Source organism: Pseudomonas sp. BRG-100, assembly GCF_000737955.1.
Taxonomy (GTDB): domain Bacteria; phylum Pseudomonadota; class Gammaproteobacteria; order Pseudomonadales; family Pseudomonadaceae; genus Aquipseudomonas; species Aquipseudomonas synxantha_A.
Map to the genome: position 1 here is coordinate 3425408 of NZ_JPRX01000001.1, position 23514 is coordinate 3448921.

Annotated in this window: 19 protein-coding genes; 11 read left to right on the top strand and 8 right to left on the bottom strand. The window is 63.1% G+C overall.

Annotated elements, in window-relative coordinates:
* Window positions 1–5 precede the first annotated feature (5 nt).
* The 10 genes from JH25_RS12300 (at window position 6) to JH25_RS12255 (ending at window position 14240) form a co-directional block, all read left to right on the top strand.
* Window positions 6–1295, top strand: a complete 1290-nt coding sequence (locus tag JH25_RS12300) for a DotU family type VI secretion system protein (RefSeq protein WP_032878697.1) — start codon at window positions 6–8, stop codon at window positions 1293–1295.
* Window positions 1292–4792, top strand: a complete 3501-nt coding sequence (gene tssM / locus JH25_RS12295) for a type VI secretion system membrane subunit TssM (protein ID WP_032878700.1) — start codon at window positions 1292–1294, stop codon at window positions 4790–4792. Before JH25_RS12300 ends, tssM begins: the two co-directional genes overlap by 4 nt.
* The gene (tagF, locus tag JH25_RS12290; RefSeq protein ID WP_032878702.1) at window positions 4789–5442 is read left to right on the top strand and encodes a type VI secretion system-associated protein TagF; all 654 of its coding nucleotides are present in this window, start codon (window positions 4789–4791) and stop codon (window positions 5440–5442) included. The genes tssM and tagF overlap by 4 nt, the downstream gene beginning before the upstream one ends.
* Window positions 5443–6162 (top strand): PP2C family protein-serine/threonine phosphatase, encoded by a 720-nt coding sequence (locus JH25_RS12285; RefSeq protein ID WP_005792503.1) that lies wholly within the window; start codon window positions 5443–5445, stop codon window positions 6160–6162.
* Entirely contained in the window at window positions 6159–9137 is a 2979-nt protein-coding gene (locus tag JH25_RS12280; protein WP_032878704.1) for a serine/threonine-protein kinase, read from the top strand. The genes JH25_RS12285 and JH25_RS12280 overlap by 4 nt, the downstream gene beginning before the upstream one ends.
* A complete protein-coding gene (locus JH25_RS12275) occupies window positions 9137–9841 on the top strand; it encodes an ABC transporter ATP-binding protein (protein ID WP_032878706.1) in 705 nt (234 codons plus the stop codon). Before JH25_RS12280 ends, JH25_RS12275 begins: the two co-directional genes overlap by 1 nt.
* Window positions 9841–11025, top strand: coding sequence for a hypothetical protein (locus JH25_RS12270; protein WP_005792500.1), 1185 nt, complete (start codon window positions 9841–9843; stop codon window positions 11023–11025). Before JH25_RS12275 ends, JH25_RS12270 begins: the two co-directional genes overlap by 1 nt.
* On the top strand, window positions 11018–12730 hold the full coding sequence (locus JH25_RS12265) for a formylglycine-generating enzyme family protein (RefSeq protein WP_032878707.1): 1713 nt from the start codon (window positions 11018–11020) through the stop codon (window positions 12728–12730). Before JH25_RS12270 ends, JH25_RS12265 begins: the two co-directional genes overlap by 8 nt.
* An 84-nt stretch (window positions 12731–12814) precedes the next feature.
* Window positions 12815–13741, top strand: coding sequence for a type VI secretion system-associated lipoprotein TagQ (gene tagQ, locus JH25_RS12260; protein ID WP_032878708.1), 927 nt, complete (start codon window positions 12815–12817; stop codon window positions 13739–13741).
* Window positions 13742–13865: 124 nt separating this feature from the next.
* Entirely contained in the window at window positions 13866–14240 is a 375-nt protein-coding gene (locus JH25_RS12255; RefSeq protein WP_032803751.1) for a hypothetical protein, read from the top strand.
* 132 nt (window positions 14241–14372) lie between these two features.
* Here JH25_RS12255 and JH25_RS12250 read toward each other — a convergent pair whose 3' ends face one another.
* The 6 genes from JH25_RS12250 to exbB all read right to left on the bottom strand — a co-directional run bounded on the left by JH25_RS12250 (window position 14373) and on the right by exbB (window position 21170).
* Entirely contained in the window at window positions 14373–15773 is a 1401-nt protein-coding gene (locus JH25_RS12250; protein WP_005792496.1) for an aminoacyl-tRNA deacylase and HDOD domain-containing protein, read from the bottom strand.
* Between the two features lie 77 nt (window positions 15774–15850).
* Window positions 15851–17926 carry an ATP-dependent DNA helicase RecG gene (gene recG, locus JH25_RS12245; RefSeq protein ID WP_032881178.1) on the bottom strand — a complete coding sequence of 692 codons (2076 nt, stop codon included), beginning with the start codon at window positions 17924–17926 and terminating at the stop codon, window positions 15851–15853.
* Window positions 17927–17934: 8 nt separating this feature from the next.
* Entirely contained in the window at window positions 17935–18855 is a 921-nt protein-coding gene (locus tag JH25_RS12240; protein WP_032878710.1) for a hydrogen peroxide-inducible genes activator, read from the bottom strand.
* Between the two features lie 156 nt (window positions 18856–19011).
* Window positions 19012–19758: an energy transducer TonB family protein gene (locus JH25_RS12235; protein ID WP_005792493.1), complete on the bottom strand. Its 747-nt coding sequence runs from the start codon at window positions 19756–19758 to the stop codon at window positions 19012–19014.
* Window positions 19755–20180, bottom strand: coding sequence for a TonB system transport protein ExbD (gene exbD / locus JH25_RS12230; protein WP_003195519.1), 426 nt, complete (start codon window positions 20178–20180; stop codon window positions 19755–19757). Before exbD ends, JH25_RS12235 begins: the two co-directional genes overlap by 4 nt.
* 6 nt (window positions 20181–20186) lie before the next feature.
* Window positions 20187–21170, bottom strand: coding sequence for a tonB-system energizer ExbB (gene exbB, locus JH25_RS12225; RefSeq protein WP_032878712.1), 984 nt, complete (start codon window positions 21168–21170; stop codon window positions 20187–20189).
* 188 nt (window positions 21171–21358) lie between these two features.
* On the opposite strand from exbB, the gene JH25_RS12220 reads away from it, so the two are divergent.
* On the top strand, window positions 21359–22210 hold the full coding sequence (locus JH25_RS12220) for an SDR family oxidoreductase (RefSeq protein WP_032878713.1): 852 nt from the start codon (window positions 21359–21361) through the stop codon (window positions 22208–22210).
* A gap of 126 nt (window positions 22211–22336) precedes the next feature.
* Here the strand turns inward: JH25_RS12220 and JH25_RS12215 are convergent, their stop codons facing one another.
* The gene (locus JH25_RS12215) at window positions 22337–23077 is read right to left on the bottom strand and encodes a hypothetical protein (protein WP_032878714.1); all 741 of its coding nucleotides are present in this window, start codon (window positions 23075–23077) and stop codon (window positions 22337–22339) included.
* A 56-nt stretch (window positions 23078–23133) separates the two neighbouring features.
* Window positions 23134–23514 carry a RidA family protein gene (locus JH25_RS12210; protein WP_003176922.1) on the bottom strand — a complete coding sequence of 127 codons (381 nt, stop codon included), beginning with the start codon at window positions 23512–23514 and terminating at the stop codon, window positions 23134–23136.

Below are 23514 nucleotides of genomic sequence, written 5' to 3' on the forward strand. Positions count from 1 at the left end.
CCGCGATGCACCCCAATGATGATGACCGCACCCAGTTCATGCCGCGCCCGGGTGGCCGAGCGCCGGAGCCTGCACGCGCAGAACCGACGCCGCTGTCGATGCCGGCTGCGCCGATCCTCACCGGCAAAAGCCAGGGCCTCAACCCGCTGGAAAGCGCCGCCGGCCCTTTACTGGCGTTGCTGACGCGGCTGCGCAACACCATCGCCCACCCGGCGCCAGCCAGCCTGCGGGCGCAGTTGTTGGCCTATCTGCGTCAGTTCGAAGAACGCGCCGAAGCGGCTGGTGTGGCGCGCAACGAAGTGCTGCTGGCCCGTTACGCGCTGTGCACCGCCCTGGATGAAGCGGTGTTGAGCACGCCGTGGGGCAGCACCAGTGATTGGGGCAAGCAAAGCCTGCTGATCACCGTGCACAACGAAGCCTGGGGCGGTGAAAAGGTCTTCCAGTTGCTCGACCACTGCCTGCAAAGCCCACGGGAACGCCTGTACCTGTTGGAGCTGTTGTACCTGTGCATGTGCCTGGGTTTCGAAGGCCGCTACCGCGTGATGACCGACGGTCGCAGCCAATTGGAAGCCTTGCGCGAGCGCACCGCCGCAGCGATTCGCAGTGCCCGTGGTGAACACGAGCGTGAGCTGTCGCCGCACTGGCGCGGCGTGACCGTGGCCCGTGATCGCCTGGCGCAGTTCATGCCACCGTGGATCGCCGTGGCGATCGGCGTGGCGCTGCTGCTGGCGTTGCTGTTTGGCCTGCGCATGAAACTGGCCTCGGACGCCGAGCCGGTGTTCAAGAATATCCATGCCCTGGGCGAGATCCCGGTGCAGGCCATCGACCGTCCGATGGCGCAGCCAAAAGTGATCGAGCGGCCGCGCCTGGCCGGCTTCCTGGCCGAAGACATCAAGGCCGGTCGCGTGGCCGTGGAAGACAAGGTTGACCGTTCGGTGGTGACCATTCGTGGCGATGAGCTGTTCGCCTCCGCCAGCTCCAGCATTGTCGATGCTTACCAGCCGCTGATGCTGCGCATCGCTGATGCCATTCGCAAGGTCAAGGGCCAGGTGCGTGTCACCGGCCATAGCGACAACCGCCCGATCGCCACGCTGCGCTTCCCGTCGAACTGGGCGCTGTCCGAAGCCCGGGCCAAGTCGGTGCTGGAGATCCTCGCGGCCAAGACCGGCCAGGCTGATCGCTTCAGCGCCGAAGGCCGTAGCGACACCGAGCCGCTGGCGAGCAACGGGACTGCCGAAGGCCGTGCCCGCAATCGTCGGGTTGAAATCACCGTACTGGCGGAGGGCGTCGAGTGAAGGCGTTTTTCAGTTTCATGATTCGCTGGGTGATCCCCGTTCTGGGCCTGATTGCTCTGAGCCTGATCATCTGGTTTGTCGGGCCGTTGCTCGACGTGTTGATGCCCGAGGGGCGACGCTGGGCGTTGATCATCCTGGTATTTGCGCTGTGGCTTGCCTACCGCGTGTTCCGCATCATCCAGGCCCGCCGCCAGGCTGCCGAAGTGATGCGCAGCCTGGCCGCCGAAACCCCGGCTGATCCCAACAGTGTTGCCACTGCCGAAGAGTTGTCGACCCTGCGCCAGCGCATGGACGAAGCCCTGACGCTGCTGAAAAAAGCCAAGCTGGGCGGTGACGAACGCCGCAACCTTTACGAGCTGCCGTGGTACGTGATCATTGGCCCGCCGGGTTCGGGCAAGACCACCGCACTGGTCAATTCCGGATTGCACTTTCCGCTGGCGGCGCAGTTGGGCGCCGGTGCCGTGCGCGGCGTCGGTGGTACGCGTAACTGCGACTGGTGGTTTACCGATCAGGCCGTTTTGCTTGACACCGCGGGCCGCTACACCACCCAGGACAGCAACTCGACGGTGGATAAAGCCGCGTGGCTGGGCTTTCTTGACCTGCTGAAAAAGCAACGTTCGCGCCGACCCATCGATGGTGCGTTTATCGCCATCAGCCTGTCGGATTTGCTGCTGGGTACAGACGCCGAGCGCGCCGCCCATGCCGCCGCGATTCGCCTGCGTATCCAGGAGCTGTACACCCAGTTGGGCGTGCGTTTCCCCATCTACCTGATGCTGACCAAGCTCGACCTGGTGCCGGGCTTCATGGAGTTCTTCGACAACCTGAGCAAGGAAGAGCGCGCCCAGGTGTGGGGCATGACCTTTGCCCTGGACGACGGCAAAAATAGCGACAGCCCGTTGGCGCACCTGCAAAGCGAATTCGCCGGGCTGGAGCAGCGCCTCAACGAACGCCTGGTCGAGCGTCTGCAACAGGAGCGCGACCCGGCACGCCGCGACCTGATCTACGGTTTCCCGCAGCAGTTCGGCGCGTTGAAGGACTGTCTGCAAAGCTTCCTTGAAGGTGTGTTCAAGCCCAACGCCTTTGAAGAGCGCGTGTTGCTGCGTGGCGTGTATTTCACCAGCGGCACCCAGGAAGGCAGCCCGATTGACCGCCTGATCGGCGCCATGGCCCAGAGCATGAACCTGGACCGCCAGCACCTGGCGCGCCAGAGCGGCACCGGGCGCAGTTACTTCATCGAAAAACTCTTCACCGCAGTGGCTTTCGCCGAGCGTGGCTTGGTGGGGGTGAACCCGAAAATCGAACGGCGCCGCAAGTGGATTGCACGTGGTGTGCTGGCGGCCACCGTAGCGCTGGTCGTGGTGGTCAGCAGCCTGTGGTGGGTGAGTTATCGCGCCAACCAGGCGTATATCGCCCAGGTCGATCAGAAAGTTGCGCCCCTGGGCCAGACCGTGCAGAACCTGAGCCCGGCACAACGAGAAGTGCTCGCGGTGCTACCACTGCTGAACGCGGTGAAGAACCTCGCGGGGGATTCGCCAAGCTGGTCCGAAGGGCTTGGGCTGTATCAAGGCGATATGCTCGAAGCCGAGTCCGCCAGCGTCTACCGCAAGCTGTTGATCGCCGTGTTCGCGCCACGCTTGGTGACGCGCATCGAAGAGCAACTGCACGGCGGCGGTAACTCCGACTTTCTCTACGAGGGCCTCAAGGCCTACCTGATGCTCGCCGACACCGAGCATTACGATCCGGACTTTATCAAGGCCTGGATCGCCCTGGACTGGGACCGCAATCTGCCCCGCGACCTGCCGGCCGATCAGCGTCAGGCGCTGGCCGGGCACCTGCAAGCGCTGTTCGAGCGGCACCCGCCGAGCGCCCGCCTGGACCCGCGCCTGATCGATGACCTGCGACGCCAGTTGCAGCAACTGCCGGTGGCCCAGCGCGTGTATGACCGGGTCAAGCGCCAGAAACTGCCCGAAGGCATCCCGGACTTTCGTCTCAACGAAGCCGCTGGGCGTGACGCCGCGCTGGTGTTCAGCCGCAAAAGCGGCAAGCCGTTGGGTGAGCCGTTGAGTGGTTTCTTCACTGCCAAGGGCTATCGTCAGGCGTTCTTGCTGAGCAGCCTGAACCAGACCGGCACCCTGGCCGAGGAACAATGGGTGCTGGGCCACGAGCAGGCCGATCAGCAGAACGTGGTGAGTCTGGCCGCGGATGTGCGTCGTTTGTACTTCCAGGACTACCAGCGCCAGTGGGATGCGCTGCTCGCCGACATCGACTTTGTGCCGATCACCAGCGTGGCCCAGGCCGCCGACGTGCTGCGGGTGATTTCCGGCCCGACCTCGCCGCTGAAAAAGCTGCTGGTGGCGGTCGCCAGGGAAACCGATCTGCAAGCCGAAGAGCGCCAGTTGGCTGCCAAGGGTGTACCGGTGGAAGGTGGCGTCGACAAGCTCAAGGAGCGCCTTGGCAGCTTGCTTGGCCAGGAGCAACCGACGGCGAATGCCCCGGCGGCGTCGGAGGATCCGGTGACCGCGCACTTTGCCGAACTCAACAGCATCGTCAGCAAAAACGAAGGCGAACCGGCGGCCATCGACGGCCTGCTGTCGGACATGAATGCGCTGTATGTGCAGGTCAGCGCCATGGTCGGTGCCAGCGGCGATGCCTTGCTCGGTGAGGCCAAGAACCAGGCGGCGGCTGCGGCCACGCGGGTCAGCCTGAATGCCGAGCGCCAGCCGCCGCTGGTGCAGGGCATGGTCAAGTCGGTGGTCAATTCCACCACCAACAGCATGATGGGCGGGGTGCGTAACCAGCTGAACGCGGCCTGGGTCAGCGAAGTGGTCAACGTGTATCGCCAGTCGTTGGCCGGTCGCTACCCGATGTCGCCGGGCAGTGCGCGGGACGCCACCCTGGATGACTTCGGCCAGTTCTTCGGCGTGGGCGGGGTAATGGATAACTACTTCCGCAAATACTTGCAGCCCTATGTGGATACATCGGCACAGACCTGGCGCTGGCAACCGGGCGCGGCGCAGAAGCTGGGGATTGCCCCGGGCGTGCTGCAAACCTTCCAGCGGGCGGCGACAATTCGCGATGCGTTCTTCAGGTCCGGGGGCACCCAGCCTATCGTGCGTTTCGAGCTCAAGCCGGTGTCGATGGACCCGACCATCACCCAGTTTCTGCTTGATCTGGATGGCCAGCAGTTGAGCTACGACCACGGCCCGAGCCGCCCGGTAGCGATGCAATGGCCGAACCCTGGCAGCATCGGCGTGGTGCGTATTTCCATCATGCCGCCGTCGGCCAGTGGTCGCTCCGGTATCACGCTGGACGGTCCGTGGGCCTGGTTCCGTCTGCTGGAGCAATCGGATCTCACCGCGGGCAACTCGCCGGACCGCTTCAACCTGCGCCTGCGGGTTGATGGTGCGAGCATCGCCTACGAGCTGCGCGCCAACAGTGCCTTCAACCCGTTCAGAAGCCGCGTGCTCAGCGGTTTCAGCCTGCCGGAGCGGCTATGACGACTGTGGGTTTCTACGGCAAGTTGGCCAGTCGCGGGGACTTTGTCAGCCGCGCCTTGCCCCAGAGTTTTATCGGCCCGTGGGACAGCTGGCTGGCGGCGGGTTTGCTCGCCAGCCAGAACAGCCTGGGCGGTGACTGGCTCAACGTGTATCTGGTCAGCCCGTTGTGGCGCTTCGTACTGGCGCCAGGCGTATGCGGGCCCGATGCCGCGGCGGGCGTGGTGATGCCGAGCATTGATCGGGTCGGGCGGTATTTTCCGCTGGCCGTGGTCACCTTGCTGGATCACGACACCAACCCCGCCTCCCTGGTGGGCGGGCCGGACACCTGGTTCGAGCAGGCCGAAGAGCTGTTGCTCAGCACCCTGGACAGTGGCGCTACCTTCGAAAGTTTCAACGCGGGTCTCGACGCCCTGGGCTTTCCGGCGAGTGAGCCGCGTGCGGTCGACAGCCGTTTCGCCGGCCTGCAGCGCGTGGCCGCTACGGTGCCCCATCAGCGCATGACCGCACTGGCCGAACAGGCGTGCGAGGGCGCGAGCCTGTGGTGGGGCCGTGGTTCGCAACGTATTTCACCTGGTTTATTACGGTGCCAGGGCTTGCCTGCCGCCGATGACTTTGCGCAGTTTTTGCTCGGACAAGAAGGTGTGGTGTAGATGGGCGCGACGTACAAATCCGCGAGCAAAAGCCATGTGGGCATGGTTCGCCAAGTCAACGAAGATGCCTTTCTGGACCTGCCGGAAAACCGCCTGTGGGTGGTGGCCGATGGCATGGGCGGGCACGCCGCGGGGGACTATGTCAGCAGCTTGATCGTCGACAGCCTGCGCCATGTACCGCTGGGCCGCTCCCTCGACGAATACACCGCGGCGCTGCGCAATGATCTGCTGCGCATCAACACCGCTGTACGCGAAGAAACCGCCAACCGTGGCGTGACCATGATGGGCAGTACGGTGGTGGTATTCGCCGCCCGCGGCTTGCGCGGTGTGTGCCTGTGGGCCGGCGACAGTCGCTTGTATCGCCTGCGTGACGGCGTGCTGGAAAGCATCTCCCGCGACCACAGCTACGTGCAGGACCTGCAAGACAGCGGCTTGCTCAGCGAAGCTGACGCCCGCACCCATCCGCGCTCCAATATCGTCACCCGCGCTGTCGGCGTGGAAGCGCAACTGGACGTGGCGTCGGTTGAACTGTTGATCGCTCCCGGCGACAGCTACCTGTTGTGCAGCGACGGCCTGAACAAGACCGTCGAAGACCGCGAAATCCGCGACGTGCTCAGCCATGACGCACCGGACGAAATCGTGCGCAGCCTGGTGCACCTGGGGCTCAATCGCGGCGCACCGGACAACATCACCACCCTCGTCGTGAAGGTCTCGTCATGAACATTGTCATTCCAGGTTATGACATCGAAGGCGAGATCGGCGAAGGCGCCATGGCCAGCGTGTACCTGGCGACCCAGCGGTCGCTGGAGCGCAAGGTAGCGTTGAAGGTGATGGCCGCGGCGCTGGCAGCCGATCCGAGTTTCTGCGAGCGCTTCCTGCGTGAGGGCAAGACCCTGGCGCGCCTTTCGCACCCGCACACGGTGACCATCCATGACATCGGCAACGTCGGTGAGCTGTATTACATGGCCATGGAATACCTGCCCAACGGCACGCTCAAGGAGCGCATCGCTGCCGGCCTGACGCCGGAGCAGGGGGTGACGCTGATCCGCCAGATCGCCTCGGCGCTGGGTTATGCCCATGCCCAGGGGTTGGTGCATCGCGACGTCAAGCCGGCGAATATTCTGTTCCGCGCCGATGGCACTGCAGTACTTTCCGACTTTGGTATCGCCAAGTCGCTGGACGACCGCACCCAATTCACCCAGGCCGGGTTTGCCGTGGGCACGCCAAGCTACATGAGCCCGGAGCAGGCGCGGGGCCAGGAGATCGACGGGCGCGCCGATCTCTACGCACTCGGTGTGGTGCTGTACGAAATCCTCGTCGGCAAGCTGCCCTACAGCGGCACCGATGCGCTTTCCACTGCGCTGGCGCACCTGACTGAGCCGTTGCCGGAATTGCCTGTGCATCACGGGCGTTACCAGGGTGTGCTGCGCAAGTTGTTGGCCAAAGACCCGGCGCAGCGTTATCCGGATGCGGCAGCGTTGTTGTTGGCGCTGGATCAACTACCGGCGGATGAATCGGACGCCACGCTGGTACGGCCGCTGCCGATTCCTCTGAGCTTTGATCTGGCGGGCATGACCCCTGTCACCATCGACATTCCGACTGATAAACCGCAGCCGCAGCCAATAGTGCGCCAACCGGTGGTCACGCCGACCCAGCACAGTGCGCCCTCCGAGCAGCGCCGTGGTCCGGTATTGGCCTTGGCCGCCGTGGCGGTCGCCGTCGCGTTGGCCATTGGTGGCGCCAGCTACTGGTGGTTGAGTGGCAGCGATGAACCGGCTCAGCCGCCAGCCGCCGTGGTGCCCACGGTGATGCCACCGGTGGCTGTCGCTGCAGTGGATGGCGGTCAACGTCCGTTGCTGATGGCGGGCAAGAAGACCCTGTTCCAGCGCGTACTCAGCAAGCCCGGCGCCCAGCTTTCAGCAGACGCGGGCAGCGCGCCGGGTAAAGCGTTGCCGGCGTTTTCCGTGCTCTACGTGTACCAGCGCAAGGAAGTGGATGGCAGCCCGTGGGTACGCGTGGGCGCCGCCACCGATGGACGCAGCGACGGTTGGTTGCCGGCCGCCCAGGTCAGCGACTGGAAACAAAGCCTGGTGCTCAAGTTCACCGAGCGCTCGGGGCGTGCGCCCGTGATGTTCCTGCGCCAATCCGGCGAGGTGGAGAAACTGTTGGCCGATCCTGCCGCCGCGAAAAGCGTGCTGACCAAGGCGCAGAGTAACCCTGAGGACAACCAGCAAGTCCTGGCCCTTGAGCCGGCCGCCAGCGCGGTGCCGCAAAACCAGTTCTACCTGTTGCCGATTTTCGACTCAAAAGAGAGCTTCGATGAAAACGGCCAGCCGGTGCAGTTGCTCAACGTGGCCTCTATCGACCCAGGCCGCAGCGCGGCTGCCACACCGGCGACCCCGACACTCAGCGCCAATGCCGATGCATTCCGCACCGCCGTGGTGCTGGTGGTGGATACCACGGTGTCGATGCAGCCCTACATCGACCAGATCCGCGACGTGGTACACGAGTTGCAAACCCGTATCGCCGAGCGCGGCGAACTGGACAGCGTCAGCTTCGGCCTGGTCGGCTTTCGCAGCAGCATCAAGAAAACCCCTGGCCTTGAGTACGTCGCCAAGACCCTGATCAGCCTCGACCAGGGGCGCGATCCGCAGCGCTTCCTCGATATGGCGCGCCAGGTCAAAGCCTCAACCGTCTCCAGCCATTCCTTCAACGAAGATGCGTTTGCCGGGGTGATGCAGGCGGTGGATGGCATGGACTGGTCGGGCTATGGCGGGCGCATCATCCTGCTGGTCACCGACGCGGGTGCGCTGCGCAAGAACGACCCGTTCGCCGCTACCCAGATGAACGAAGCCGAAGTGCGACAGGCCGCACTCGGCAAGCAGATCAAGATCTACGCACTGCATCTGCGCACCGATGTCGGCAAGAAAACCCACGCCGGTGCCGAGAGCCAGTACCGCATCCTTACCGCCGACGCCAACCCGCAGATCGGTGACCTGTACACGCCAGTGCCGGGAGGCGATGTGCGCAAGCTGGGTGAGCGCGTCGATGAGATCGGTACAGTGTTCGCCGACCTGGTGCATCAGGTGCGCAACAACACGCCGCAACCGGTGCCGCTGCTCGGTTCGGCGCCAAGCCTGGCGGACAAATCCACCGCGGTCGGCTATGCCATGCACATGGACTTCCTCGGGCGCAAAACCGCCAGCCAGGCGCCGCAACTGGTCAGCGCCTGGACCGCCGACCGCGACCTGACCAACCCGGCGCTGCCAGCGTTCCAGGTGTGCGTGATGCTGACCAAGCTGCAACTCAATGACCTGCAACAGTCGCTGAAGTTGATCGTGGATGCGGCGCGCAAAACCCAAAGCTCGCCCAAGGATTTCTTCCAGGAAATCGCCAGCGCCTCGGCCTACATGAGCCGAGACCCCCAAGCCCTGCGCAAGGGCGGTAACCTGGCCGACGGCGGTCTGCTCGGTGAATACCTGGAGGGCCTGCCGTACCGCAGCAAGTCGCTGAACATGACCCAGGATTTGTGGTTGTCGTTGAGCGTGGCCGAGCAGGAAGACTTTATCGACGAGTTGGATTCGAAAATCCGCCTGTATGAAACCTTCCATAACGACGTGGCCAACTGGGTCCGTTTCGGCGATGCTGAACCGGGTGATGCGTTGTACCGCGTGCCGCTGTCGACGCTGCCGTAATGTTGAACCTGAGCGCAGTGCACAAGAGCCGGGGCGTTGGTAGCCAGCGCTACAGCCTGGTGATTCCGGCGTTGCACCTGCAAGCGGGCGAACAACTGGCGATTGTCGGCCCCAGTGGTTGCGGCAAAAGCACGTTGCTGGATCTGCTGGCGCTGGTATTGGCGCCGGATCAGGTCGGGCAGTTTGCGTTCAACCAGCAGGACATCGGCGCGCTGTGGCGTGCCGACCGGCAATCCGCCCTGGCCGCGTTGCGCAGCCAGCACTTGGGCTATGTACCGCAAACCGGTGGGCTGCTGGGGTTTCTGGATGTGCGCGGCAATATCGCTTTGTCCCGGCAATTGCTGGGCTTGAAGGACGACGGCAGCGTGGCGCGTCTGGCCGAGCAGTTGCAGGTCAGCGATCAGTTGGCCAAGCGCCCGGCGGCGTTGTCGGTGGGCCAGCGCCAGCGCGTGAGTTGCGCCCGCGCCCTGGCCCATGCGCCGCAACTGGTGCTGGCGGATGAGCCGACCGCTTCCCTCGACCCGCTCAACGCCGAGCGGGTGATGCAGGCGCTGCTGGCCCGGGCCCGTGAACAGCGGGCGGCCTGTGTGATCGCCACCCATGACGAACCCCTGGCCCGCGCCAGTGGCTTGCAGGTGCGGCGTATCGGTTGCCGTCGCGATGCTGACGGCGGCGTCACCGCAACCCTCGGGGAGGCGTGCTGATGCGCATCGGTCTGCTTGCCTCACTCGCCTGGCAGGACTATCGCAACGACGGTTGGCTGTCAGCCTGTTCGGTGCTGGCGCTGGTAGCGGTTATCGCGCCATTGCTGGTGTTATTCGGCCTGAAATTTGGACTGGTTAGCAGTTTGACCGAACGCTTGGAGACCGATCCGGCTACCCGTGAAATTATCCCGTTGGGCGGTGGCCGATTCAGCGCAGCGTTTATCGAGCAGTTGGGGCAGCGCAGCGATGTGGCGTTTGCTTTGCCGCGCACACGGCAGATTGCAGCAACGGCCCAAGTGGGCGCGCTGACCCTGGAAATGTTGCCAACCGCAGCGGGTGATCCGTTGTTGGCAGGCTTACCGATGCCTCACGGTTTGGATCAGATTGTGCTCAGCCATACCGCTGCCGAAAAGCTTGCGGCAAGGCCCGGTGACTGGCTGGAAACCAGCTTTGCGCGGCAAGTGGCGGGGCGCGTCGAGGCCCAGCGCACGCGGTTGCAAGTGCTGGCGGTGTTGCCGTTGGAAGCCTTTGCCCGTGATGGACTGTTGACTGATTTAGCGTTGCTGGAAGCGGCGGAAGATTATCGCGATGGCCGTGCGGTGCCGGCGTTGCATTGGGACGGCGAGGTGGCGGGCGTGAGCGAACAGCGTATCTATCCGGCGTTTCGCCTGTATGCGCGCAGCCTCAGTGATGTGGAACCGCTGCGCGTGTATTTCGCCGGGCAGAACCTGCTGGTGTCGACCCAGGCGCACACTATCGCCCAAGTGCAGTCGTTGAGCCGCAACCTGTCGATTGTATTCTGGATCATCGCCGGGTTGGCCCTGGCCGGAGCCTTTGCGGCGATATTCGCCGGCGCGTTGGCGGCGGTCGCGCGCAAGCGGCGGGAATTGTCAGTGTTGCGCCTGCTGGGGTTTTCCACCGGCGCGCTGTTGCTGTTTGTGCTGTTGCAGGCGCTGTACAGCGCCGGTTTTGCGGGCTTGCTCAGTGTCGGGCTTTATGGCCTGGCTGAAGCGGGTTTGAATCAACTCTTCGTGCAGGTGCCGGGCGAGTACGCCAGCCATCTGTTGGCGCGTCACTACGGCCTGGCCCTGGCTGCCGTGCTCGGCGTCAGCGCCGTGGCGGCGGCCTGTGGGGGGTGGCGGGTGGCGCGTATCCAGGCTTCTGAAGGAATCAGAGATGTATAAGTTACTGGGCGCCTGCGTGGCGCTGAGCCTGGCCTCGCTGGCCTGGGCGGATGAGGCAAGCGACAAGCTCGACAACCCCAAACCGTTGCCGGATGACGTGAGCTTGCCGCTGCCGTGCGAAGGCAACATGGTGTTCCGCTATGCCTACGTGCTGGCCCAGGGCACCCTGGATGACCGCGAAGTCAGCCTCGGCTACCCCTTTGCCGAAGGCGAGGCCGGTTACCAGCAGTCGTTTATTTCCGGTTATCGCCGCGACTTCATCAACGGCCAGTTCACCCTCAAGGACTTGCCCAAGGCCTGGAACAAGGTCATCGCGCCGCTGATGCCCAAGACCGACGCCAAGACCCCACTCAAGCCCATGCTGTACTTCATCGGCAAGTACGAAGTGACTGCACGCCAATATGCCCAGGTGATGGGCCAGGCGCAGTCCCTGGCCAGCGGTGAACCGGCACCGGCGTGTGACGCGCCCACCGGCATGGCCGGGCGGTTGCCCAAGGTGAAGCTGTCGCGTTTTGAAGCCGAGCGTTTTTCGGCGGTGTACAGCGCCTGGCTGATGAAGTACCACCGCGAGTTGTTGCCGGTGAGCGGGCGCGGTTCGTCAGCCGAAGACGGCGGCCTGGGCTTTGTGCGCCTGCCTACCGAGGTTGAGTGGGAATACGCCGCACGCGGCGGCCAGGCGGTGAGCCGTCAGGACCTGGAAAGCCGCTTGTATCCACGGCGCGCCGAGGGCAGCGAAAGCGATGGCCCGCTGGCTGATTACGCGGTGTTCAACCAGGTCGCCGGCGGCACCGGTCAGGCGGCACGGCTGATGCCCATCGGCACCAAATTGCCCAACCCCATCGGCCTGTTCGACGTGATCGGCAACGCTGCGGAAATGGTCCAGGAATCGTTCCAGCTGGTACATGCCGGCCGACGCCAGGGCACCTATGGCGGCTTTGTGGTCAAGGGCGGCAATTATCTGGAAGGCGAGGGCACCTTGTTTACCGGTATGCGCCGCGAATACCCATTGTTTGCAGCCGATGGCACCGAGCAAAGCAACGAGACCACCGGCTTTCGCGTGGCGATCGGCGCGTTGTCGGCGCCGCGTTCGCGCTACAAGGAGTTGTTTGCCCAATGGCAGAAGGAAGGCCGCCTCGCTGCGCTGACCGACGCCATCGACGACGCCCAGGACCCGACCAAGCGCCTGGACAGCATCATCGCCGCCAGCGTCGACCCCAAGCTGCAGGCCGAGCTGGGTCTTGTCAACGAAGAGCTCAAGCGCAACGTTTCGCTGATCGCCCAGCAGCGCGAAGAGGCCGCGGGCAACCTGATCCAGTCGGCGGCGTTGGTGGCCGAGACCATCAGCAACTACAACATTCGCCTGGCCAACCTGCAGAAGAGTCGCCAGCAGGCCGTCGACAGCAAGGACGAAGCCAGCGCGCAGCTGTTCGCCACCGCCATTGCCAATGGACGCAGCGCCCTCGACGGCGCGGTGGCGATTTATATCGACAACCTGGCCACCGGCACGCGCTACACCGATGCGGTGATCCAGGCGCAGTTTCAACGGGTCAAGGAAGAGTTGGATCGCAAGCCAGTGCTCGGCAAAAGCCTGGTGACGCGCGCGACACTGTTCGTTCGCCATGTCGGCAACTACCGCAAGCAACAGCGGGCCGACCCGGCAACGATCTTGAAGGAATTGCTCGCAGCGAGCGGTCAGCGGTCTTGATCGTTGGCTGTCTAGCGAGCTTGGAAGGGACTCAGGCGGCGGTGGGCCGTGCTGGGCAAGTCAAACTTAACAGAGATCACATCTATGCTTTTTTCCCGTAAGTCGGTTTCCAAGCGTCACCTGCTGCTGATCGCGGCCGGTTTCAGCACCGTGTTGACCGGTTGCGCTACGTCGCCTGCGTCCAAGGTCGCGTCGAGCACCAAGGTCGAGTACTACCCCAACTGCTACGAGCCGGTGCAGCACCTGCGTGCCACCGACTCGAACATGACCAAGTCGGTGGTGACCGGTGCCGCCATCGGCGCGGCCGGCGGTGCGTTGTTGGGCGCGCTGACCGGCGACAAGGAAAAACGTGGCCGTAATGCCGCCATCGGTGCTGCCGGTGGCGCCCTGGCCGGCGGCGCGGCGGGTTACTACACCGAACGTCAGAAGCAGATCGCCGATGACAACCAGCGCATCGCCTCCTATGCCGCTGACGTGAATAAAAGCGTCTCCGACATCGACCGCAGCACCGCCTACGCCAAGGCGTCGCAGCAGTGCTACCAGAGTGCGTTCACCAAGCTTGTGGCCGACCGCAAGGCCAAGACCGTCAACGATACCGAAGGCCGCAAGCGCCTGGCGGAAATCGTCTCGGGCTTGAAGGAATCCAATGACCTGATCGTCGCAGTCAACGGCAAAGCCAGCGAAGACCTGAACAACTACACTCAGGCTTACGAAAAAGATCTGCAGCAAGTCGGCGTGCAGCGTGCCGACGTGGTCACCGTGGCCCAGGCCGATGCGGCGCCTGTCGTGACGCCGACCAAGAAGAAAGGCGCGGGCACCAAGCCACCGAAAAAGCCGGTGCTGCCAACCGTGCCGAAAGAAGCGGTCACCACCGAGAAGACCTTGCAAACGGCCCAGGCCAAGCAAGCTGAAAGCAAGCAGGTAGCCAACGCGGGTGATTCCCAGCTCAAGCTCAACTGCACCAACCCGAACCTGGTTGACTGGGCGCCGGTACCTTGCCCTAACGTCTAAGCACTTGTTGCTATAAGCGTTAAACGCCAGCCGATCTGCGCCTAAAGCGCAAGATCGGTGGCGTTCTATTTGCAAATCGTTACACTGCTGCGGCCACTCCAATAAATACACCGAGGCCGTGTGCATGAAATTTCGTCTTCTTCTGTGGGTGCTTGGCCTGATGATGGGCAAAGCCAGCCGCACCAATCCCGCCTTCCAGCAGCAACTGGGTGACAAAGACCTGGCCTTCCAGCTGCAGACCCTCGACGGCAAGGTTGCCCGTCACTTCATTGTCAAAGACCAGCGCATCACCAGCCGTTCAGGTGTTCACCCTGAGCCTGCCTTTGCGATTGCTTTCAAGGATGCCGCCTACGGTTTTGCCACGATGCAGGCGAAGAACAAGCAACTGGCGTTCATGACGGGGATTCAGGACAAGTCGATTCAGATCAAGGGCAACCCGGCGCTGGTGATCTGGTTTCAAGGGCTGACCAAGTATTTGAAGCCGAAGAAAAAGAAGTAGGGTTTTCAGGTATACCGAGTTGGATTCATCGCAGGCAAGCCCGCTCCCACAGTCTGGCTGCGTTCCAACGCTGGAACTCGGTCAACTGTGGGAGCTGGCTTGCCTGCGATAGCGGTTTATCAGGTGAAAGATTTAGCCCTGGCTGAACTGCGATGCCAACTCGCGCAACAGCACCTCGGCATCCAACACCTTGGCGACCACTTCCTCAGCTTTTTCCCGGCTCAAGCCCAAACGCTCCAGCAACGCATCCGGAATCGCCTCATCTGGCCCCGATCCAATCCCCCGGCTACGCAACAATCGCACCGCCAGACACACCAAGTTCGGATACTCGGCATATTGCCCGTCATAGGTCGGATCGTGCTGAAAGCGCAGGGCTGTGGACAGTTCGTCCGGCATGTCCCAGTAGCGCATCAGCCACGCACCAATCTGTTCGCGGCTGATCCCCAGCAAATGTTGCTCGACATAGCTGTGGCACAGGTGCGGGTTGACCTCCAGGTGTCGGCAGATCAGCGAGAAATGCGGTGGGAACACATGGGCCAGCAGCAGGTAGCCGAAGTTGTGCAACAGCCCGGCCAGGTAGGTCAGGCCGGCTTCCGGGCGCTGGGCACGGGGCATGGCGCGGGTCAGCCCCTCGATCACGGCAGCGGTGTAGATCGACTGATGCCAGTACGGGGTGGACTGATGCGGACGGTCTTTGGGCAGGCTCAGGGTTTTGCCCAGTGCCAGGCCGAGCGCCAGGTTGATCACCAGATCGAAGCCCAGTACGCGCACGATGGCGTCTTCGACTGAACGGATCTTGCCCGGCGAGGCGTAGTAGGGCGACGCGGCCCAACTCACCACCTGGGCGGCCAGCGCCGGGTCGGTTTCTACCACGCCGGTGATGTCATCGATGGTGGCGTTGGGATCTACGCGCAGCTTGATGATCTTTTGCGCCGTGTCGGCCAGCGGTGGAATCTCGATGGTCGCTTCCAGGCGTTGCTGAATGCGGCGGGCGGTGAACGCCTGCATCGCCTGGGTGATTTCCTCGCGGTCATCATTGGGGCGGTCCAGGTTCGGGCGAATGTTGCTCAATGGCTCGCCGAACTGGGCGGCACTGGCCTTGGTGAGCAGGCTCTTGAAGGCGTCACTGGGGATTTCCAGCAACAACCCGGCTTCGCCCGAATGCACCAGCAGGCTCGGCTCGTTGAGCAGGCTGCCTTCATACAGGCAAGGTGAACTAGTGAGCGGCGGCAGCCCAGGCAGCAGGCTCAGGTCATGCTTGCCAAGCATACGCTCGACCCGCTCCGGGGCTACGGCCGTGAGACGGCGACCAGTGAGTTCGGTGAGGCGGTTGAGGTCAAGCAACTGGCTTTGAGGGAACAGCACCATGAGTGCACCGACCGCATCCTCAAGCAACACCGCCTGGACCTTTCGCGCAGGGTTCAGGCCCGCGTGTTCGGCGACTTCCGTGTAGGGGACGGCGAGCTTTGCGAGCAGCGCCCGAATGACCGGCGGGGCGGTCAGTGGGGCTGTGGCGAGGGCAACTTCTGACATGGCCTGATCCAATTTCTTACAGTCATTGGAGTATAACCAGCTTGATACGGGTGATGGTCGGATAAGTGCGTCGGGCGTCACACTTGGCCGTATTGCTGCCCGTGCCGCAGCCAGCGATCCAGCAGCGGGCTGACATGTTCGGGCCAGCGTTCCAACAAGGCTTGCGCGGCGTCGCGCACAGCAGGCAACAAGTCGGCGTCACGCATCAGGTCAGCGACCTTGAATTGCAGCAGACCGGTCTGGCGTGTGCCGAGCATTTCACCCGGGCCGCGCAGTTCGAGGTCTTTTTCGGCGATGACAAACCCGTCGTTGGTTTCGCGCATGATGCCCAGGCGCTGGCGGCCGATCTGCGACAGCGGCGGGTGATACAACAGCACGCAATGGCTGGCAGCGCTGCCCCGGCCGACCCGGCCGCGCAATTGGTGCAGTTGCGCCAGGCCCAGGCGTTCGGGGTTTTCGATGATCATCAGGCTGGCGTTGGGCACGTCCACGCCCACTTCGATCACCGTGGTAGCCACCAGCAATTGCAGGTTGCCGGCCTTGAACTCGGCCATCACTGCGGCTTTCTCTGCCGGTTTCATGCGGCCATGGATCAGCCCGACCTTGAGTTCGCCCAGGGCGCTGGTGAGGTCTTCGTAAGTGGTTTCGGCGGCTTGGCAGGTCAGCTCTTCGGACTCTTCAATCAAGGTACAGACCCAGTACGCCTGCCGGCCTTCGGCGCAGGCGCCGCGCACGCGCTCGATCACCTCCACGCGCCGGGTGTCGGTGACCAGCACGGTGTTGACCGGCGTACGCCCGGGCGGCAATTCATCGAGGATCGAGGTGTCGAGATCGGCGTAGGCGCTCATGGCCAGGGTGCGCGGGATCGGGGTGGCGGTCATGATCAACTGGTGCGGGTTCATGCGCCCGCCCACGCCTTTCTGGCGCAGGGCCAGGCGCTGTTGCACGCCGAAGCGATGCTGCTCGTCGATGATCACCAGCGCGAGGTTCTTGAACTGCACTTCGTCCTGGAACAGCGCATGGGTGCCCACCACCATCGGCGCGCCGGCAGCGATTTGCTCCAGGGCGCTCGCACGGTTCTTGCCTTTGAGCTTGCCGGCCAGCCACGCCACTTCCAGGCCCAGCGGCTCGAGCCAGCGCTTGAAGGTGATGAAGTGTTGTTCGGCGAGAATTTCTGTCGGCGCCATCAGCGCGACTTGGTAACCCGCCTCCAGTGCTTGCAAGGCGGCGAGGGCGGCGACCACGGTTTTGCCTGCGCCCACGTCGCCCTGGATCAGGCGCAGCATGGGTTCTTGCTGGCTGAGGTCGTAGGCGATCTCATTGCCCACGCGCTGCTGTGCTCCGGTCGGCGCAAAGCCGAGGTTGGCCAGGTATTGCGCGGGCAGCCGCGTAGCCTTGGGCATCGCCGGCGCACGCAGGGAACGCATGCTTTCACGCAGGCGCTGCTGGGACAGTTGGTGGGTCAACAGCTCTTCGAAGGCCAGGCGATGCTGGGCCCAGTGATGGCCGAGGGCGAGCTCGTCCACATCGGCATCGGCGGGCGGGTGATGCAGGTAGCGGATCGCATCGGCCAGGGGCGCCAGTTGATAGTCGCGGGCCAGCTCCAGGGGCAGCCAGTCGGGCAGGCTTTGCGGGCCGAGCATGGTCAGGGTTTGCATGCACAGTTGGCGCAGGCGTTGCTGGGTCAGGCCCTCGGTCAGCGGGTAGATCGGCGTGAGGGTGGTGTCCACCGGTGGCGGTTCGTCGCCGGTGATGGCGCGGTATTCCGGGTGGTAGATCTCCAGGCCCGATGCACCGGGACGTGCCTCACCGTAGCAGCGCACACGGGTGCCACGCTTGAGGCCTTCTTTCTGCGCGTTGCTGAAATGGTAGAAGCGCAGGCTCAAGCCGCCAGTACCATCCTGCAGGCGCACCACCAGGCTGCGGCGCTTGCCCATCACCACGTCAGCGCCGCTGACAGTGCCTTCGACCACCGCATCCTGGCCTGGGCGCAAATGGCCGATGGGCACGACGCGGGTGCGGTCCTGATAACGCAGGGGCAAGTGGAACAGCACGTCCTGGAGGTTTTCCAGGCCGACCTTGGCCAACTTCTCGGCCATGGCGTCACCGACACCCTTGAGTGCCGTCACCGACACCTGCGACAGCTCAGTCATACGGTTGCTTAGCTCGCAGCGGGCGGCTTGGCCACCGAACACAGGCGAATCGAGTCGGCGAGGATCTCAATTGCCTTGGGGCGTGGGAAGCTGGCGCGCCAGGCGATCGCCACGGTACGGAACGGCACCGGAGGCGTGAGTGGGCGAACTTCGATCACGCCTTGAGCGTAGTGATGGCTGTCCACCGCTGACAGCGGCAGGATCGAAATACCCAGGCCGGAAGCGACCATATGGCGAATGGTTTCCAGGGAGCTGGATTCCACCGTGGTGTGCTTGGCGCCGTCGTTGCCCTTGGTCAGGGTCGGGCAGGCTTCCAGTACCTGGTCGCGGAAGCAGTGGCCTTCGCCGAGCAGCAGCAGGCTCTTGTCGTTGAGCAGGCCGGCATCGATGGTGTCCTTTTTGGTCCACGGGTGCGAGGCCGGCATCAGCACGTAGAACGGCTCGTCGTAGAGCGGCAGGGTCAGCACGTCCGCCTCGTTGAACGGCAGGGCGATGATGATCGCGTCCAACTCGCCGTTGCGCAGTTTGTCGCGCAGCACGTGAGTGAAGTTTTCTTCGATATACAGCGGCATCTGCGGCGCGACGCGGTGCAGTTGCGGGATCAGGTGCGGGAACAGGTAAGGGCCGACAGTGTAGATCGCGCCGACTTTGAGCGGTGCGGTCAGCTGGTTCTTGCCGGCCTGGGCCAGCTCGCGAATGCTTTGCGCCTGCTCCAGGACCTTCTGGGCCTGGGCAACGATGCCTTCGCCCACTGGGGTGAGGCGCACGGCGCTCTTGCTGCGCTCGAAAATCAGCACACCGAGTTCGTCTTCAAGCTTTTTCACGCCCACCGACAGCGTCGGCTGGCTGACGTGGCAACGCTCGGCGGCATGGCCGAAGTGCTGTTCTTGGGCGAGGGTCACGATGTAGCGTAATTCTGTAAGAGTCATAGCGGGCGTCCATGAAGTTGCGGGCCAAGCATACCGGCTGCAATCGATAGACGCACGTTATCAGAACTTTGCTGGGGATTGAGTGGGGAATGTCGGAAATTGTTGTCGCGGTGAAAGACGATGCGGGAGGGTGCGAGCCCCTCCCACATTGCTCTGCTAGCGGCGACGTTTATCGATGTTGTAAACGAAGGGTGCGACCAGTTCGACACTGCCGTTTTTCAACAAGTCGGCTGGCGGTTTGGGCAAGGGTTGAGCCTTGCGGATCATCTCCAGGGTCGCACGGTCCAGGTCGGCGTTGCCGGAGCGGCCTTCCAGTTCGTAGGACAGTACATTGCCTTCGCCATCGACCACGAAACGCAAGCGGTTCATGCCTTCCTTGCCACGTTGCTGGGCGCCCGGCGGGTACTTCTTGTACTTCTGCAGGTGCGCCAGCAGGGTACTTTGCCAGGATGCCTGGGCAGCAAGCTGCTGTGCCGATGGCCCGGGCGCAGGCTGGGCGGATTTTTGCGCAGGCGCGTTGCTCGGCGGCGTTTCGCTTGGAGGCTCCTCGGAAGGTTTCTCCTTGGGCGGATCGGGCTTCTTCTCCACTGGCTTGGGCGGTTGCGGCTTGGGTTTGGGCTTGACCGGCTTGGGCACCTGGATCGTTGGTTTGGGCGCCTCGGCCAATTTCGGCAGCGGCAGCTCCTCAACTGGCGGCGGCGGTGGCGCCACGACCTTGGGCGGTGCCGGAGGCGGCGGTGGCGCTGGCAGCGGCGCCAGGTCGATGACCATCGCGGCAGGCGGTAACTGGATCACCTGCGGCGCGGACCATTGGAGCGCGATGATGATCGCGACGGCATGCACGCCCAGCACGACGGCGAGGCTGGTGCCGTAACGCGTCAGTTTGTGGCGCGTCGTGATCATTTCTTGGCTGCCGTCTCAAGTCCGACCAGGCCTACCTTGAGGTAGCCGGCTGCCCGCAGGGCATCCATCACACTCATCAGGTCGCCGTAGTCCACGCCCTTGTCGGCCTGGAAGAAGATTGTCGTGTCTTTCTTGCCCTGGGTCTTGGCGTCGAGCACCGGCCCCAGGGTTTCAGCCTTGACTTCTTCTTCGCCCAGGAACAGGCGTTGGTCCGCCTTGACGCTGAGGAAAATCGGCTTCTCCGGCCGCGGCGCCGGCTTGGCGCTGGAGGCGGGCAGGTCAACCTTGATGTCCACGGTGGCCAACGGTGCAGCCACCATGAAGATGATCAGCAGCACCAGCATCACGTCGATAAACGGCGTAACGTTGATTTCGTGGTTCTCGACGAGTTCGTCGTCGCCTTGATTCAAATGCAGGCCCATGGCCGATTACCCCACTTTCACCATGTGCGGTTGCGAGCTGCGCTCGGTAGGCAGGTGATCGAGGTCACGGCTGACCAGCAGCAGGACTTCTGCCGACGCATCCGATACCTGAGCCTTGTAGCCGGCGATCGAACGGGCGAAGACGTTGTAGATCACCACCGCAGGGATCGCGGCAACCAGGCCCAGGGCAGTAGCCAGCAGGGCTTCGGCGATGCCGGGGGCAACGACGGCGAGGTTGGTGGTCTGGGTTTTGGCGATGCCGATGAAGCTGTTCATGATGCCCCATACGGTGCCGAACAGGCCGACAAACGGCGCGGTGGAACCGATGGTGGCGAGTACGCCGGTGCCGCTGCTCATGTTACGGCCGCAGGCGGCAACCAGGCGCTCCAGGCGGAAAGCCACGCGTTCCTTGATGCCTTCTTTTTCGCGGGTGTTGGCCGACAGGCGCATTTCTTCCAGCGCGTCGTGCACCAGGGTGTTGGCCAGGGTGCCCTTTTTGGTTGCGGTTTCGCTCGCTTCCTTGAGGGTAGTGGCTTTTTTCAGGTGGACGATTTCAGCGCGCAGACGACGCTTGGCGCCCAGCAGCTCGAAGCCTTTGGCAATCCAGATGGTCCAGGTGATGATCGAGGCGATGGCCAGGCCGATCATCACAGCCTTCACCACTACGTCGGCATTCTGGTACATGCCCCATGGCGACAGGTCATGGGCCATACCCAGGGTGTTGTCTTCTTCCAGCACAACGCCGGTTTCGTTGGCAGGTGCGGCGTCGCCCGTGGCCTGGGCCGGGTCGGTAGCCACTGGAGCAACGGCAGGTGTCGTCGGGGTCGCAGCATTCTGCTCGGTAGCCGCCGGAGTGGCGGGGGCGGTGGCATCAGCGAATGCGGCGGTCGGTGCCAGCAGGACGCTGAACAGCATCGCAGCAATCGCACGCCAGGCGCGGGATGGGCTGTGAGGCTTGGTTGGCGAAGCGGGGGTTGTATTACATGTCATGCTGGCCGGACCTGAGAGAAAAAATGGGTGATCGTCCTTCCAGACCGAGGGGGGTCGAGGACAAATGGGTGGTTATTATTGCAAGTAATTCTTGTTAACTAAAGTGGCACTGTTACTTTATTTCGCTTTTCACTGGCCGTTGATCCACTCGCGCGGCTAATCTGCGCCTTTGAGAATGGAGTTTTATGATGTCTGCGCCTTCTGTTGTGATTGCCGGTTGCGGTGATGTGGGTAGTCGGCTGGCTAGCCAATTGCTGGCCTCGGAATGGGAGGTCCACGGCCTGCGCCGCGATATTTCACGCCTGCCCGACGGCGTGATCGGCATTGCCGGCGATCTGTTCAAAAAGGATTGCCCGGACACCTGGCCGATCGGCGGGGTGGATTATCTGGTGTACTGCGCCGCTGCCACCGACCACGACGAGGCCGGCTATCGCGCCGCCTACGTGCAAGGGTTGCAGCATGTACTGGAGTGGCTGGACGACTACGGCCAGGCGCCCAAGCATTTGCTGTTTGTCTCCAGCAGCAGTGTGTATGGGCAGCAGAACGGCGAGTGGGTCGACGAAACGTCAGAGACGCAAGCGAAGGGTTATTCCGGGCAGGTGATGCTGGAAGCTGAGCAAGTGGCGCTCAATAGTGGTATTCCGGCCACCATCGTGCGGCTGACTGGGATTTACGGCCCGGGTCGTGAATGGCTGCTGACCCAGGTGCGTCAAGGCTACCGCGTAGCGGTTGATCCGCCGCTGTATGGCAATCGTATCCACGCCGATGACGCCGCGGGCCTGCTCGCCTTCTTGCTGCGGCATGTGGAAAAAGGCGGTTCGCTGGACAAGGTCTACATCGGCGTTGACGATGCGCCGGCACCGCTAGCCGAGGTGGTGGCCTGGTTGCGCGAGTACCTGGGTGTGACCGAATGGGCCGAGGACGCCAGTGTGCGGCGTGCGGGGAGCAAGCAGTGCAGTAATGCGCGTATCAAGGCGTTGGGCTGGGTGCCGACTTACCCGACTTACCGGGAAGGCTATGCGGCGATTCTGAAAGGCTGAAGCGCGGCAAAAAATGTGGGAGCTGGCTTGCCTGCGATAGCGGTATATCAATCACATCTTTGTTGGGTGTAATACCGTCATCGCAGGCAAGCCAGCTCCCACATTTGGATTTGGGCGAGGCTGTTATTACTTTTCAAGCAGCCATTGGCGCGGGCCTGGAGTAAACGAAGGCACTTCATCGGCCTGCGCGGTGTTGATCGCCTGGAAGATTTCCAGCTGCTCACCCTTGCGTACGAAGATCCATGGGTTGCCCTGGCCGTTCAGTTGCAGCCAGATGCTGTCGTAGCCGCCGCTCATGGAGGCGCAATCACCCGCCAGGCACAGTGAGTAACGGTCAACGCCAGGCAGACCGGCGATCTTGCCGTCAGCCTGGAACTGCACTGTGGCGCCGTTGCCGGTGCCGTCGGTTATCTTCCAGTCGCCGCCCATGTAGGCCGCATACAGCGCCCGTTCGAAGTTGGCACCCAGTGGTGCGCCTTCGGGGGCCGGGTCTTTGGCGCGGGCGAACAGCTGCTCTGGCTCATTGTCGTTGGCCACTTGCAGCAATTGTTTGCCTTTGCGCTTGAGTTCGGTAGCGGAGCTGCCGTAGAAGTCCACGCTCCACGCGCCGGGTTTTTCACCCGACAACTTGCCTTCCGCTACTTCAAAACCGTTGTAGTAGCGCGCCTGCAACGCCTTGGTGTTGACCTCCCACTCAAGGTTGGGGCCATAGGATTGCAGGGCTTCACGCAAAGGGCCGCCCTTGGCTGCCGCGTCGATGGCGGCCTGGTTGATCCAGGTACCGCTTACGTCCAGATCGGCCGGGTTGCTGGCACAACCGCCGAGCAACAGTGCGAGCAACGAAGAGGCTACAAGCGCTTTGCGCATTACGAAATCCTTATGAAGCGAAGCCGGCGCAGCCTTTTGGGGCTGCGCCGGGTGTTTTACTCGATGACCAGAATGGCGTCCATCTCAACCTGTGCGCCCTTTGGCAGGGCGGCAACGCCGATGGCGGCGCGGGCTGGGTAGGGTTGTTCGAAGTACTTGCCCATGATCTCGTTGACCTTGGCAAAATGGCTCAGGTCGGTGAGGAAGATGTTCAGCTTGACGATGTCCTTGAACGAACCACCGGCAGCTTCGGCCACGGACTTGAGGTTTTCGAAGACTTGTACGGTCTGGGCTTCGAAGCCTTCAACCAGTTCCATGGTCTTTGGGTCCAGCGGAATCTGGCCGGACATGTAGACGGTGTTGCCCGCCTTGATCGCCTGGGAGTAGGTGCCGATGGCGGCTGGGGCTTTATCGCTGGTGATAACTGTCTTGGTCAT